Origin of the sequence: Streptomyces canus, from assembly GCF_041435015.1 — a bacterium.
Taxonomy (GTDB): Bacteria; Actinomycetota; Actinomycetes; order Streptomycetales; family Streptomycetaceae; genus Streptomyces; species Streptomyces canus_G.
Window position 1 is genome coordinate 4,985,372 of sequence record NZ_CP107989.1, and the last position, 13,428, is coordinate 4,998,799.

Below are 13,428 nucleotides of genomic sequence, written 5' to 3' on the forward strand. Positions count from 1 at the left end.
CACGGCAGGCCCCCGCGGCTTCAGGGTGTCACCCCGTGGTGTGGGCCCCGGCCCGGGCGGCCTCGACGAAGGCGGTGATCAGGGTCGGGTCCTTGACGCCCCGGCTTGCCTCCACGCCGCTGGAGACGTCGACGCCCCAGGGGCGGGTGACGTCGACGGCCTCCCGGACGTTCTCCGGCGTGAGGCCCCCGGCCAGGAGCCACTTCTCCCCGGCCCCGGCCCCCTGCTTGCGCGACCAGTCCCAGGCGATGCCGGACCCCGGCACCGGGGCGTCGAGCAGCAGCATGTCCTCGCCCAGTTCCCCGCAGCGCGGCACCGAGTCGCCGAAGGCGGCCGCGCGGATCAGGGTCCAGCCGCCGGACGCGAGTTCGGCGTAGTAGTCGCGGTCCTCGGGTCCGTGCAGCTGGACGGCCCCGATGCCCGACTCCGCGGCCACGGACCGTACGTACTCGAGAGGTTCGCGGCGGAACACCCCCACCGTCACAACGCTCTCAGGGACCCTGGCGGCCAGCCGCGCCGCCGTCGCGGGGTCGATGCGGCGCGGGCTGTCGGAGAAGACGAACCCGATGGCGTCGGCGCCGGCCTCGACTGCCGTGTCGACGTCCTGCTCGGTCCTCAGGCCGCAGATCTTCACGAAGAGCGTCATGCCGCCACCGTATCCAATTCGCGTCCATGAACAACGATCACATACGTAACCGTTGACGCGACCATGGCAAGCGCTTACCTTCCGAACGGTACGTGCCCCCGTCGCCGCACACCAGGGAGACGAACGATGCACCTGAGACCAGTCATCACATCCGTCGGCCTCATCGCCGGCACGCTCGTCGCACTGTCCGGCACCACAGCCCAGGCCGCCACCACCCGCTACGAGGCCGAGACGGCGCCCGCCACCTGCACCGGAGCCGTCGAGACCGAGTACGCCGGCTACTCCGGCAGCGGATTCTGCAACGGCACCAACGCCACCGGCGCCTACGCCCAGTTCACCGTGTCCGCACCCGCATCGGGCACGGCGACCCTGAGCGTCCGCTTCGCCAACGGCACCACCACCGCCCGCCCCGCGGACATCATCGTGAACGGCTCGACGGTCTCGTCGGCGTCCTTCGAGTCCACCGGCACCTGGACCGGCTGGACCACGAAGACACTCTCCGTCCCGGTGAACGCGGGCAGCAACACCGTCCGGCTGAACCCGACCAGCGCGAACGGCCTGCCCAACGTCGACTACCTGGACGCCGAGACGTCCGGCACGACGACCCCGCCGTCGAGCAGCGCCCTGTACGTGTCACCGAGCGGCACCGACGGCGCGGCCGGCACGGTGACCGCCCCGACCACCCTCACCTCGGCGATCAGCCGCATCTCCGCCGGCGGCACGATCTACATGCGCGGCGGGACGTACGCCTACTCCTCGACGGTGACCATCCCGGCCGGCAGCAACGGCACCTCGTCCGCACGCACCACGCTCTCCGCCTACCCTGGCGAGACTCCGGTGCTCAACTTCTCCGCGCAGAGCGAGAGTTCGACCAACCGCGGGATCCAGCTCAACGCGAACTACTGGAAGATCTACGGCCTCGTCGTCGAACGCGCCGGGGACAACGGCATCTACGTCGGCGGCAGCAACAACGTCGTCGAGCGCACGGTGACCCGCTTCAACCGTGACACCGGGCTCCAGCTGGGCCGGATCGCCTCCTCCACCCCGGCGAGCCAGTGGCCCGCCAACAACCTGATCCTGAGCGCCGAGTCCCACGACAACGCCGACTCCGACGGCGAGGACGCCGACGGCTTCGCCGCGAAGCTCACCACCGGCACCGGGAACGTGTTCCGGTACGCCGTCTCGCACAACAACATCGACGACGGCTGGGACCTCTACACCAAGACCGACACCGGTGCGATCGGCCCGGTGACCATCGAGTACTCGCTGTCCTACGGCAACGGCACGCTCAGCGACGGCTCCCAGGCCGGCAACGGCGACCGCAACGGCTACAAACTGGGCGGCGACGACATCGCGGTCAACCACGTGGTGCAGCACAGCGTCGCCTACGGCAACGGCCATCACGGGTTCACCTACAACAGCAACCCCGGCTCGATGACCATCACGAGCAACGTCTCCGTCGCCAACACCGAGCGCAACTTCAACTTCGAGACCGGCACCTCGGTCTTCCGCGGCAACACCTCGTGCAACAGCGGCGGCAACGACCGGTACGCCGGTGACGCCGACGGCTCCAACCAGTTCTGGTCCGGCACCAACGGCTCCCGCTGCTCCACCTACGCGGGCGCCCTGGGCTGGTCCTTCGCCTCCAACGGCAGCCTGGTCGTGACCTTCGGCGGCAAGCAGGTCACGCTGTAGGACACCGAGGGGACCCCGGGATCCGTGCCCGGGGTCCCCTCGCCGTCACTGCTTGGGCGCCGCCTGCTGGACGACCTCGAAGGTCCACAGCGTCGAGCCGGAGGCGGCGGGCCTGGGGCGGCCCTGCTCGCCGCCGCCCCCGTGCGAGGCCTGCGCCATCCCGGACATCCACTTCTGGAAGTCCTCCTCGCCACGCCAGCGCGTGTAGACGAGGTAGGTGTCGGTGCCCTCGACGGGCCGCAGCAGCTCGAACCACTCGAATCCGTCGGAGTTCTCGACGGTCCCCGCGCGGGAGGCGAACCGCTTCTCCAGCGTCTCGCGCTGCTCCTCGGGGACCGTGAGTACGTTGATCTTGACGATGCTCATGGCGCCCATTGTGCGCCAAAGGGCATCGGAGGGACGTCAGCGTGCCGCGGCCCGGGCGGGCACCTCGCCCTTCCCGCCGACGACGGCCGTCTGCATCACGGCGGTGGTGCCGAACAGGGTCTCGGTCGTGATGCCCCGGTCCGGGTCGGTGACGTAGAAGCGGGAGCCGAGCAGGGCGAGGGTCTCCTTGTCGAAGATCCACTCGTCGCGGGTGGCGAAGCCGGTGTCGTCGAGGGTGATGGCGATCCCGTGCCGGCCGGCCGCGTCGACGGCGTCGGGGATCTCCCGCACACCGGGCAGTTTCGCGGCCGCCTTGTAGAAGGCCGCGGCGTTCGCGGGCGGCATGATGGTGCCGCCGATCAGATCGCCGATCAGGGAGAACACCGCCTGGTCCCGTGACTCGCCCTCGGCCGGCCTGGCCTCCTTGCGGAGCCTGGCGAGCAGGGCGTCGGGGTCGGTGGGCAGCGAGGCCAGCCAGCGGTAGGTGGGGTGGTCGACACCCGCCGGACGGGGATCGGGGGACTCGATGGGGAGCATCTGGTCCGGCATGATCGCGTCCTTGCCGCTGGCCTTGATCCACCCGGTGACCCGGAGCGGGCCGGGCTCCTGGGAGGTCCACCGCTCCTCGGTGTGCAGGGCGCCGAGCCGCACGGGGCCGCTGAAGTCGCCCATGTTCTCGCGCACCAGCGTCCTGACGTACACGAACTGGTAGTCCCGCACCCGGACCGTGTCGCTGGCCATGGCGGCCGTGGCGATCCGGTTGAGGGTGACGGAGGCGCCGGCCGTGGTCGCGGAGGGGGCGGGCCCGGTCGCCGGGCCACGGCCGTCCACGGAGAGGGTCACGAGCAGGGCGCCGGCCAGGGCCGCGGAGGCCAGCGGCACCAGTACGGCGGGCCGCAGGAACCGGCTCCGCCGAGGCGTGACCGCTGTGTCGTGATCGATCTGCTGCATCAGTACGTCCTTGAAGTGACGGTGGCGCTCCGGCGGGAGGTCCCACTCCGCCGGGGTCGACAACAGCTCCTCGGCCTCGCTCATCGGGTCTCCTCCCGCAGGAACAGGGCCGCGAGCGCGGCCTCACTCTCCATCTCTCCGTGGACCGCGGGCGGTTCCGTCCCGGTTCGCCCCTGTTCCTCCCCGCTCAGTCGCGCGAGCCGGGCCCGGGCGCGGGACAGCCGGGAGCGCACCGTGCCGACCGGGACGCCGAGCGCCTCGGCGGCCTGCCGGTAGTCGAGCCCGGCGGACACGCACAGCGCGAGCACCTCACGGTCCTGCCGTCCGAGCCGGCCCAACGCCCGGTGCACGACGGCCAGTCGGCGGGCGTCGTCGATCCTGCCCGCCGTCTCCTCGGCGAAGTCCTCGACCGGGCGCGGCTCGGGGCTGCGGGCCAGGAAGGCGAGCCTGCGCCGCAGACCCCGGTTGGCGTTGTACGCCTTGTGCGTGGCGATGCCGAGCAGCCAGGGCTTGAGCGAGCCGCCCTCCGGCTCCACCGTCTCCCTCGTCCGCCAGGCGGCGAGGAAGGTCTCGGACATCGCCTCCTCGGCCTCCGCCCAGTTCCCCGTCAGCCGCAGGGCGTGGTTGTGGACCGCCCGCGCGTACCGGTCGTACAACTCCCCGAACGCCGCCCGGTCCCCGGCCCGAATCCGCGCCCGGTCCGGTTCCGCCACTTCTGTTTCCCTCACACCCGTAACGCTCCGCACCGCGACCCGGAGTTCCTGTGCTCTGCGCCACACACCTGCCCTGCGACACACGCCGCCGGCATCGCCCCGCACAAGCCTCCCCGCGGAGCGCTTACGCTGCGTCCATGGAGCAGCGAGAGGTCATGCAGAACGTCGTCGGCATCCTCACCGAGGCACTGGAGATGCGACGGCAGGTCCGCGAACACCCCGACCGGCAGGCCTCGCTGACCGGCGCGATCTCCGCGCTTCTCGTGGAGACCCTCCCACGGATCCACCTGCCCGCGGACGCCAGTGGCCTCGCGGCGGCGGACGCCGTGGCCGAGGAGCTGGGGCCCGCCATCGCGAGCATCGCCAACTGCTTCGCGTTCGCCTTCGTGCAACTGGCCGAGGTCCACGACGCGGGCCGCACCGACACCTCCGCGGAGGTGCTGCGGCACATCTCCCTCCAGTTCGCGGGCGGCGCGCCGAAGTAGCCGCGAGCCCCGTCGACATTTCTGCGGCGCGACGACATCCGATCCGGCACGAGCGACGAACAGCATCAAGGGAAGCACCGGAACGGGCTCCCGGGGCGACGAGGGAGGCGCCGGGAGCCCGTTCGTGTGCGGTGGGTGCGCGTCACCGTGCGGGCAGGCCCAGCCGGCCCCGGGTCGCGGCCAGCAGGATCAGCGCCGCCGCCGTCGTGCTGAGGAGCAGCGCGTGGGCGAGGTCACCGTCGGACAGCGAGGGGAACATGTCCGACGAGGCGATCGAGAAGAAGTTGTTGACGCCGGTGTGCAGCAGCATGACCAGCGGCATGCTCTCGCCGGACTTGTTGAACACCCAGGTCATCACGCAGCTGAACGTGATCGTCATCGCGATGAACTCCACCGGCACGGTCCACGCCACATGCGGCCCGCCGCCCCACTCCGTGAGGAACAGCGGCAGGTGCCAGCAGCCCCACAGCGCGCCGACGAGGAGGGTCGCCTTCAGAGGGCCGTAGCGGCGCTGCATCCGCGGTATCGCGAACTCCCGCCAGCCGGGCTCCTCCGCGAGACCGGTGGTGATCATCTGGATGAGCAGTCCGGGGAGAAAGGCGGCGAGGACCATCGCGGGCGGCAGTGCGGGACCGCGGCCGGCCAGCGCGGCCGAGGCGAGGATCAGCGTGGCCGGCACCGCGAGCAGGACGACCAGGTACCAGCGCCAACCGACCTTGAACTTGGTCATCCTGGCCCGCCAGGTCCGCAGCCCCGCGCGTCCCTCCGTGATCCCGGTGACCAGCAGGGCCGAGGCGATCGGGCCGAGGTAGGCGCCGGGCAGGACGCCCGTGAGCTGGGTGGCGCCGCCGGAGCCGGGGAAGGCGAAGTGCCAGACGCCGAGGCCGTTCTCGGAGAGGACGTACGGCGTCCAGGCGGCCCAGCTCAGTGCGAAGGCCAGTGTGAAGAACCAGGTCAGGGGGTTGCGGCGGATGCTGCCGCGCAGGCCGCCGGCCGCCTGCGGAGCGGGTCGGTTTTCGGTGCCGGTGTCGGTGCTCACGGGGACTTGGACGCTCACCGCGGATCCCTTCGGAGGGGGCTGATGTGATGGCTCCAGCACACCAGCGCGGCGCCCTCGGATCATTGCCGCGCACGCCCCGACTCCCGGTACAGCAGGCTGTACTTCAGCGGGCCCGGCGCGCGTCCTCCAGGTAGCGCAGCACCGCCGCCACCCGCCGGTCCACGTGGTCCGTGGGCGCCAGGTCCAGCTTCGCGAAGATGCTCCGGATGTGCTTGTGCACGGCCCCGTCGGTCACGAACAGCTTCTCCGCGATGGCGCTGTTGCCCAGCCCCTCGGCCATCAGGGCGAGTACGTCCTTCTCGCGCGGGCTGAGCCGCTCCAGTCGCGCGTCCTGACGGGACCGCGTGAACAACTGCGCGACGACCTCGGGGTCGATGGCGGTGCCGCCGGACGCCACCCGGCGCAGCGCGTCGAGGAACTCCTCGACCCGGCCGACCCGTTCCTTGAGCAGATAGCCCAGCCCGCCGACCCCGCCGGTCAGCAGCTCGGTCGCGAAGCTCTGCTCGACGTAGGCGGACAGCACGAGGACGGCGAGTTCCGGCCTGCGCCGCCGGGCCTCGACGGCCGCGCGGATCCCCTCGTCGGTGTGCGTGGGCGGCATCCGTACGTCGAGGATGGCCACGTCGGGCTTGTGCGCGTCGATGGCGTCCAGCGCCCCCTCGGCGGTGTCGGCGGTGCCGACCACGTCCAGCCCCTCGGCACGCAGCAGGAGGGCGAGCCCCTCCCGCAGCAGAGGGTCGTCCTCGGCGATCACGATCCGCATGGCAGGTCCTTCTCCAGGGTCATCGGGCCACCCGACACATTCGCCGGGCGAACAACGTCCTCACAGGGCCGCGCCACACCGCGCACGGCGGTGCGCACAGTCACAAACAGCCGCTCGGAGCCCCTACCGGCAGCCCCGAACCCCGTCACACACCGCACGCCGGATCCACCTCCCCAGCCGACGGAGCCCCCAGGCGGGCCAGCCGAGCGAACAGCGTCCTCGCACCCGTCCCGCCACGCCCCGCCGCTCACACACCGCACGGCACACCCACCTCCCAGCCGACGGACCCCCAGGCGGGCCCGCCAAGCCCAGGGCGTCACCACACGCGACCGCGCCGCCGGTCACACACCGCACGGCAGATCCGCCTCCAGTACCGTCGGGCCGCCCGGTGGGCTCGTCAGGTGGAGGGTGCCGTCGTGGGCGGCGATGCGGTGGCGGATGCCGGTGAGGCCGGAGCCGGCGTGCTCGTCGGCGCCGCCCCGGCCGTCGTCCGTGATCCGCAGCAGGAGCCGTGAGCCGGGGGCGCGGACCGTGATCGTGGCCCGGGACGCCCCGCTGTGCTTGGCGATGTTGGTCAGTGCCTCGGCCACGACGAAGTAGGCGGTCGCCTCGACGGAGGCCGCACACCGCCGCGGCACCTCGACATCGACCGTGCAGGGCACCGCGCTCTCCGCCGCGAGCCCGGTGAGCGCCCCGGCCAGCCCCCGGTCCGCGAGCACCGGCGGCAGGATGCTGCGGGAGACGGTCCGCAGCTCGGCCAGCGCCTGTTCGGCCGCGGACTGGGCCCGTTCCAGGAGTTCGTCGGCCCCGGCCGGATCGCGGGCGACCATGCGGCGGGCGGCCCCGAGCAGCACGGTCACCGTGACGATCCGGTTCTGGGTGCCGTCGTGCAACGAGCGCTCGATGCGCCGCAGTTCGGTGGCGTGGGCGTCCAGCGCGGCGGCGCGGGTGGCGGTCAGCTCGGCGACGCGCAGGGAGAGATCCGCGTCCGGACCGGCCGACAGGAGCCGGCGCCCCGGGTTCGCCTGGAGCCGTGCCATGCCGGGCGTGAGCCCCAGCATGATGGCGATCCAGCCCACGCCGAGCAGGCACACGGCCAGGGCGTCCGGCCAGGAGTGCGCGACGCCGACCCCGATGGACGTGGCGGTCGCGTCCTTCGGGGTGAGCCGCCAGTACAGCGGAAACGCGGCGTCCCGTACGGCGAGCACCGGCAGGACGAAGCCCAGCAGCCCCAGCGGCAGGCCCAGGGCCAGATGCCGGACCAGCCACAGCAGTTCACGCCGGGTCGTGGGGTCGGCGAGGGCGGCCCACAGCCGCGTCGGCGGGGGCGCGGGGGCAATGACCTCGGGGCCCCACCGCGCGAGCCGGACGCGTTCCATGCCGGCCAGGGCGTGCAGCACGCGTACCCCGCCGGGCGCCAGCACCAGCCACAGCAGCACGAACGGCGCCAGGACGGCCGTACCGAGTCCGGAGACCAGCTGGCCGAGCGCGGCGGCCGCGGTCGTGGCGGTCCCCACGGCAAGGCGCTTGACGTCGGCGGTGGCCATCCGAACCCCCTCTGGCTGGAGGACAACGACCCTAGGCGGAAAAGGAGTTCGGATCACGGCCGGGAGCCGGAAAGTACAGCCTGCTGTACCCCGGACCGGGCGGACCGCTGGATCGGCCGGACCGGGCTCCGCCTCGTAGCGTCGTCACCACCGAGAACACCCGAGCCACTTGGAGTACCCCGTGAACCTTCTTCTCTGGCCCCTGCTCGTCCTCAGCGTGCTCGGCAACGCGGTGGCGTCCTTCACCCCCGCCGACACCGCGGTGCACCTGGCCTTCGGCACGGTCACCGCGCTGACGGCCACCGCCCTTGTCGTACGACGACTGCGCACCGGCCCCTGAGCAACGCCTACTTGAGGCCGATCGCCGCACAGTCCGCCGCGTACTCGGCGGTGCAGATCTGCTTCACGGTGTACACGCCGTCCTTGATCACCGTCTGCTGGATGTTGTCCCTGGTCAGCGCGACCACCGGCACCAGCAGGGACGGGATGTCCTTCTGGGTGGGGCTGTCGACCTTGTCGCGGATGAGCGCGTCGAACTGGAGGCCGCGGCCCTGGATCTTGTACACCGCGATCTGTGCCGCGTTGGTCGCCTCCAGCAGGAAGGACTTGTACACGGTCATGTACTGCTCACCCGACACGACCCGCTGCACCGCGGCGAGGCTCGCGTCCTGCCCGGTCACCGGCGGGATCTTCGTGGCCCCCGCCTCCTTGAGTTCGTCGATGACCGCGCCCGCCATGTCGTCGTTGGCCGAGTAGACGGCGGCGATGTTGTTCAGTCCGAACGAGGAGATCGCCGCCTTCATGTTGGCCTTGGCGACCGACGGCAGCCAGTCCTTGGTGTCGTACTGCTTGGCGATGACGACCTTGCCGTTGAGCTCGTCCAGCGCGCCCTTCTTGAACAGGGCGGTGTTGGGGTCGGCGAGGGAGCCGTTCATCATGACGATCTTGCTGGTCTCGGCCTTGTCACCGAGCGCCTCGACGACGGCCCGGCCCTGCACCTCGCCGACGAGCTCGTTGTCGTGCGAGACATACGCGTCGATGGGGCCCTGGGCGAGCCGGTCGTAGGCGATGACGGGTATGCCCGCGTCCTTCGCCTTCTGGACATCCGGCTCGATCGCCTTGGCGTCCACCGCGTCCACCAGGATCACGTCCACCTTGTCGGCGACCATCTGCTGGAACTGCCGGCTCTGCCGCTTCTCGCTCGCCCCGGCGTTGGCGTAACTGACCTTGCCCTTGCCGCGGGTGAGGGTCGCGACCTCCTTCTTGATGAGCGGGTAGTCGAACCGGTCGAAGCGGCTGGTGTCCCGGTCGGGGAGCAGCAGACCCAGCGTGATGTCGTTGCCCTTCTTGGGGCTCACCGCGGTGTCGCTGCTGCCCACCCCGCAGGAGGTGAGCAGAAGGGCCGACACACAGACGGCCATGACGGAGGGGATGGGGCGCATGGCGATCCTGTGGGTGGGGGGCTGTCACGTAGGCGCAACAGTAAGTGCCCTCTATCCCGATCAAACACCCTGACGATTTCCTTCAAGGGATCGCCACTCGACGTACGCAACTAATCTTCGATGTGCACAAGTTGTACGGCGGTCAGCGCGCGCACCATGAGGATCCCGGCGACGGCCGCGCCGACGACGGCGAGGTCGGCGACCAGCAGCGTGGTCACGCCGTGGTAGGCGCGGGCGATGAGGTCGTCGGTGTCGCCGTCGTACATCAGGCCGACGCCGGTGACCATGCCGACCAGCCACAGCGCCCACCACACGTTCACGACGACGGGCAGCTTCCGGTCCGGGGCGCTCTTGTGGTGGATGTCGGCGACGATGCCGCGCGGGATCCACAGGTTGGCGATCGGCACGATCCAGGCGGCGTAGACCCAGATGCCGGAGTAGCGCGGGCGCTCGCCGGACAGGGCCCGCGCGTTGTCCCGCATCCGCCCCAGCCAGCCGATGAACAGGGCCGCGCACACCAGCGTGAGGAGGCCTCCGGCCGTACTGACCAGGTGGTACGAGTCCTCCAGGGCGTTCAGCGGCCGGTGCCGGCCCTCGCCCTGGTTCGGCGGACCGGAGGCGGGTTCCCCCGCGACGGCGAGCCGGATGTCCCACACGGCCCGCAGCGCATAGGCGGCACCGGCGAGCCCGAGCCCGGCGACGGCGAGGCGGGCGGAGCCACGCGCCGAGTGCACGGCGGGCCGGACGGTGTTCTCACTCACGAAGTCCCCCTTCGGAACGATCGGTTCACCCCCTCATCGTCCCGAACCCGGTGATCGGTTCACGCGGACGTTCTCGGGTGGTCCGGCGGAGAAACGGGGTGCTTGGCGGGCCCGGGTGGGGAAACAGCGCGCCCCGGCGGGCCCTGGCGGCGCAAAGGCGGTGGAACGCGCAGCCCGGCGGGCCGGGTGGCACGGCAAGGAGCGGCAAGCCCCGCGGAAAGGCGGGAAGCGAGCCCGGTGGGTCCCGCGGAAGGGCAGGAAGCGAGCCCGGTCGGCCCCGCGGAGAAGCAGGATGCCCCGTCGGGCCGAAGGCGGGAAGCCGAGAAGAAAACCCGCGGGGCGAGGATCGTGGGAGCCATGGACGGACAGCGATACGACGTGTGGGCGTCCGGCGCCGCCTACGACCGTTACATGGGCCGCTGGAGCCGGGCGGTCGCGCGCGAGTTCACGGCCTGGCTCGGCCGTCCGGGCGGACTGCGGTGGCTGGACGTGGGATGCGGCACCGGGGTGCTGTCGGCGGTGGTCCGGGAACGCTGCCGGCCCGACCTGGTCGTGGGCTGCGACCGCTCCGAGGGCTTCGTCCGCGCGGGCCGGTCCGGGGTCGTGGCGGACGCCATGGCGCTGCCCGTCCGGGACGGCGCCTTCGACGTGGCGATCAGCGGTCTGACCCTGAACTTCCTGCCGGACCCCGTGGCGGCGGTCACCGCGATGGCCCGCGCGGTCCGGCCGGGCGGCGCTCTGGTGGCCGGGTACGTCTGGGACTACGCCGACGGGATGCGCCTGTTGCGCCTCTTCTGGGACACCGCCGCCGAACTCGACCCGGCCGCAGCCGAGTTGGACGAGGGCCTGCGGTTCCCCGGCTGTCGCCCCCAGCCGCTGCACGACCTGTGGACGACCGCGGGACTCGCCGAGGTGATCGTGCGTGCGATCGAAGTCCCCACCGTCTTCGCCGACTTCGCCGACCTGTGGGGCCCCTTCCTGGCCGGCCAGGGCCCCGCGCCGGGCTATGTCACCACCCTCCCCCCGGCCGCCCGGGACGACCTGCGCGAAGCCCTGCGCGCGGCCGCCCCCACCGCCCCCGACGGTTCGATCCCCCTCTCGGCACGCGCCTGGGCCGTACGCGGACGAACCCCGTGAACCACACCCCGAGCGAGGCCCATGCGACACCTCACGCCCCGGTTACGTTTCGCTCAACCTCTGGTTGCGAGGCGGTGAGCGGGCGACGATGGGCGCATGACTCTGGCCGAGCGCGCCCTGGAGCGCCTGGAGGCGTGGTCCGACCTCAGCACGGGCCTGCCCAGCTGCGGAGCCGGGCTGGCGCTGCGCTCCGGGCACAGCGAGATCGTGCACTTCCACCCGGGGCGGGACGTGGATCTGCACCTCACCGAACCGGCCATCCGCAGATTCCACGACGACCTCCAGGAATCGACGGCGGTCCGGCTACTGCCGGGCTCCCGCTGGGTCACCGTCCACCTCGACTGCGAGACCGACGTCGACCTGCTGATGAGCCTGGTCAGCATGGCCCTGAAGGCCCACCAGGCGGGGCCCCGGCCCGTCGGCCCGGCCGCATGCAACTTCCACCGGGTCACCGTGGTCCCCCGGGACTCCCCTTTCGTCCCGATTAGGCGATAATCGGAGTATGAGTACCGCGACGTTTGTCCTGGCGGCCTCGTCGAGCGAAGTACTCAACGTGATCGCCGCCTTTGCCGGTGGGCTGTTCATCGCCGGCGCGCTGGTGTGGGCCGTGGTGTTCGGCATGCGGGTCCAGGACCGGGAGCTTCCACGGCCGCTCGACAAGGAGCAGCCGCACCTTCCGGAGAATGGGCCGATCCGTGAGATGCGGGAGATGCGCGAGCCGGACGAGCTGCCGGTCACCGTGGACGAGCAGGAACGGCTGATGCCGTACCAGCTCCATCACTCGGGAAGCAGACGAGGAAAGGACCAGCACCGCAAACGCTGGCTGCCCGGATCCAGCGGCGGCTTCGGCAGCGGCGGCCTCGGCCACGTGTGACCGCGCCCCCCGTTCGGGATCAGGCCCGCTTCTCCGGCTTGTACGACTCGGGGTCGTCACCGGCGCGTTCGTCCTCAAGGGTGCCGCCTGGGCCCGGATGACCGGGCTCGCGAAGGACGGCGTCTGGACCCGCGTCGGCGACTACGTCTACAAGATCAACCTCACCGGCTGGGGTGTGATCCTCCTCTGTCTGGGCGCCAGCAGGGAGATGCCCTGGAAGATCGCCAGGACGCCGTTCATCAGCATCAGCACACCGGCGAAGACGACGCCGCCGGTGGCCCACGCCATCCCGGTGGGCGTCGGGCCGAGGCCCGGCGCGGGGGCCGGGCCGGGGGTGTGCCCGCGGACGGCTGTGTGGCGTGTGGTCACTGCGTCATGACCGTGTCCCGCCTTTCGGGGTCGATGTGCTTCGACCATCGGGCGCAGCGGGGGCGGCCACCACGGGAGTGGGCCGTTCGGGTGACGCCGGGCGTGCGGCCGCAGGGACGGGGCCCTTCACTGGAGGGACACCCGCTGGAGGCGAGATGACACGCTGGACGACTGCCGCGCTGCTGACGACTCTGGCCGTCGTGGGCCTGACCGCTTGCTCCGACGACGACAGCCCGTCATCGGTGGCGAGCAAGGTCGCGTCGGCCGCCTCCCGCGCCGGGGAGGCGGTGTCGTCGGCCACGGCGGAGGCGGGCAGGCGGTTCGACGACATCAGCAACGGCGTCGACGCCAGGGACGACGTACGGCTCGGCACCCCCGCCACCGCTTCGGACGGCCGTACGACGGTGGAGGTCACCGCCACCAACTCCGCGGACTCGGCGAAGTCCTTCACCGTCGAGGTCGACTTCACCGACCGGAGCGGCAAGCTGCTGGACGTGGTGGTGCTGACCGTGTCGGACGTCCCCGCGGGTGGTTCGGGGAAGGGAACCGCCCGCAGCACGCACGACCTGTCGGGGGAGGTGCGGGCGAAGGTGCCGAGAGCGGTCCGCCACTAGGGCCT

The 13,428-nt window shown here is 71.6% G+C and carries 17 protein-coding genes; 8 read left to right on the forward strand and 9 right to left on the reverse strand.

The window, feature by feature from the left end:
* Window positions 1–28 precede the first annotated feature (28 nt).
* Window positions 29–646 carry a phosphoribosylanthranilate isomerase gene (locus OG841_RS22605; protein ID WP_371566698.1) on the reverse strand — a complete coding sequence of 206 codons (618 nt, stop codon included), beginning with the start codon at window positions 644–646 and terminating at the stop codon, window positions 29–31.
* A 126-nt stretch (window positions 647–772) separates the two neighbouring features.
* Here OG841_RS22605 and OG841_RS22610 point away from each other — a divergent pair, with 126 nt between their 5' ends.
* Window positions 773–2,341, forward strand: a complete 1,569-nt coding sequence (locus tag OG841_RS22610) for a carbohydrate-binding protein (protein ID WP_328639842.1) — start codon at window positions 773–775, stop codon at window positions 2,339–2,341.
* 45 nt (window positions 2,342–2,386) lie between these two features.
* Here OG841_RS22610 and OG841_RS22615 read toward each other — a convergent pair whose 3' ends face one another.
* The 3 genes from OG841_RS22615 to OG841_RS22625 are packed head-to-tail and all read right to left on the reverse strand — an operon-like array spanning window position 2,387 to window position 4,386.
* Window positions 2,387–2,707 (reverse strand): antibiotic biosynthesis monooxygenase family protein, encoded by a 321-nt coding sequence (locus OG841_RS22615; protein WP_059208317.1) that lies wholly within the window; start codon window positions 2,705–2,707, stop codon window positions 2,387–2,389.
* A 36-nt stretch (window positions 2,708–2,743) separates the two neighbouring features.
* Window positions 2,744–3,742, reverse strand: coding sequence for a CU044_5270 family protein (locus OG841_RS22620; protein WP_371566701.1), 999 nt, complete (start codon window positions 3,740–3,742; stop codon window positions 2,744–2,746).
* Window positions 3,739–4,386, reverse strand: a complete 648-nt coding sequence (locus tag OG841_RS22625) for an RNA polymerase sigma factor (protein ID WP_371566703.1) — start codon at window positions 4,384–4,386, stop codon at window positions 3,739–3,741. The genes OG841_RS22620 and OG841_RS22625 overlap by 4 nt, the downstream gene beginning before the upstream one ends.
* 122 nt (window positions 4,387–4,508) lie before the next feature.
* Between OG841_RS22625 and OG841_RS22630 the strand changes: the two genes are divergently transcribed.
* Window positions 4,509–4,856, forward strand: coding sequence for a hypothetical protein (locus OG841_RS22630; RefSeq protein ID WP_328639839.1), 348 nt, complete (start codon window positions 4,509–4,511; stop codon window positions 4,854–4,856).
* Between the two features lie 142 nt (window positions 4,857–4,998).
* Here OG841_RS22630 and OG841_RS22635 read toward each other — a convergent pair whose 3' ends face one another.
* From OG841_RS22635 to OG841_RS22645, 3 genes are all read right to left on the reverse strand, one after another.
* Entirely contained in the window at window positions 4,999–5,895 is an 897-nt protein-coding gene (locus OG841_RS22635) for a CPBP family intramembrane glutamic endopeptidase (protein ID WP_328639838.1), read from the reverse strand.
* 124 nt (window positions 5,896–6,019) lie between these two features.
* The gene (locus OG841_RS22640) at window positions 6,020–6,679 is read right to left on the reverse strand and encodes a response regulator transcription factor (RefSeq protein WP_328639837.1); all 660 of its coding nucleotides are present in this window, start codon (window positions 6,677–6,679) and stop codon (window positions 6,020–6,022) included.
* Window positions 6,680–7,020: 341 nt separating this feature from the next.
* Window positions 7,021–8,226: a sensor histidine kinase gene (locus tag OG841_RS22645; protein WP_371566706.1), complete on the reverse strand. Its 1,206-nt coding sequence runs from the start codon at window positions 8,224–8,226 to the stop codon at window positions 7,021–7,023.
* Between the two features lie 181 nt (window positions 8,227–8,407).
* On the opposite strand from OG841_RS22645, the gene OG841_RS22650 reads away from it, so the two are divergent.
* The gene (locus OG841_RS22650; protein WP_167347980.1) at window positions 8,408–8,566 is read left to right on the forward strand and encodes a hypothetical protein; all 159 of its coding nucleotides are present in this window, start codon (window positions 8,408–8,410) and stop codon (window positions 8,564–8,566) included.
* A 7-nt stretch (window positions 8,567–8,573) separates the two neighbouring features.
* Here the strand turns inward: OG841_RS22650 and OG841_RS22655 are convergent, their stop codons facing one another.
* Together OG841_RS22655 and OG841_RS22660 are read right to left on the reverse strand one after the other, a co-directional pair.
* Window positions 8,574–9,668, reverse strand: coding sequence for a sugar ABC transporter substrate-binding protein (locus tag OG841_RS22655; protein WP_328639835.1), 1,095 nt, complete (start codon window positions 9,666–9,668; stop codon window positions 8,574–8,576).
* A gap of 110 nt (window positions 9,669–9,778) precedes the next feature.
* Complete coding sequence (locus OG841_RS22660) at window positions 9,779–10,429, reverse strand: DUF4328 domain-containing protein (protein WP_371566716.1); 651 nt, start codon at window positions 10,427–10,429, stop codon at window positions 9,779–9,781.
* A gap of 357 nt (window positions 10,430–10,786) precedes the next feature.
* On the opposite strand from OG841_RS22660, the gene OG841_RS22665 reads away from it, so the two are divergent.
* From OG841_RS22665 to OG841_RS22685, 5 genes are all read left to right on the forward strand, one after another.
* Window positions 10,787–11,566, forward strand: a complete 780-nt coding sequence (locus tag OG841_RS22665; protein WP_328639833.1) for a class I SAM-dependent methyltransferase — start codon at window positions 10,787–10,789, stop codon at window positions 11,564–11,566.
* A 96-nt stretch (window positions 11,567–11,662) separates the two neighbouring features.
* A complete protein-coding gene (locus OG841_RS22670; protein ID WP_328639832.1) occupies window positions 11,663–12,061 on the forward strand; it encodes a luciferase domain-containing protein in 399 nt (132 codons plus the stop codon).
* A 7-nt stretch (window positions 12,062–12,068) separates the two neighbouring features.
* Window positions 12,069–12,440, forward strand: a complete 372-nt coding sequence (locus tag OG841_RS22675; protein ID WP_328639831.1) for a DUF6479 family protein — start codon at window positions 12,069–12,071, stop codon at window positions 12,438–12,440.
* A 97-nt stretch (window positions 12,441–12,537) separates the two neighbouring features.
* Complete coding sequence (locus OG841_RS22680) at window positions 12,538–12,819, forward strand: hypothetical protein (protein WP_371566719.1); 282 nt, start codon at window positions 12,538–12,540, stop codon at window positions 12,817–12,819.
* 145 nt (window positions 12,820–12,964) lie between these two features.
* Complete coding sequence (locus OG841_RS22685; protein ID WP_371566722.1) at window positions 12,965–13,423, forward strand: hypothetical protein; 459 nt, start codon at window positions 12,965–12,967, stop codon at window positions 13,421–13,423.
* Window positions 13,424–13,428 lie beyond the last annotated feature (5 nt).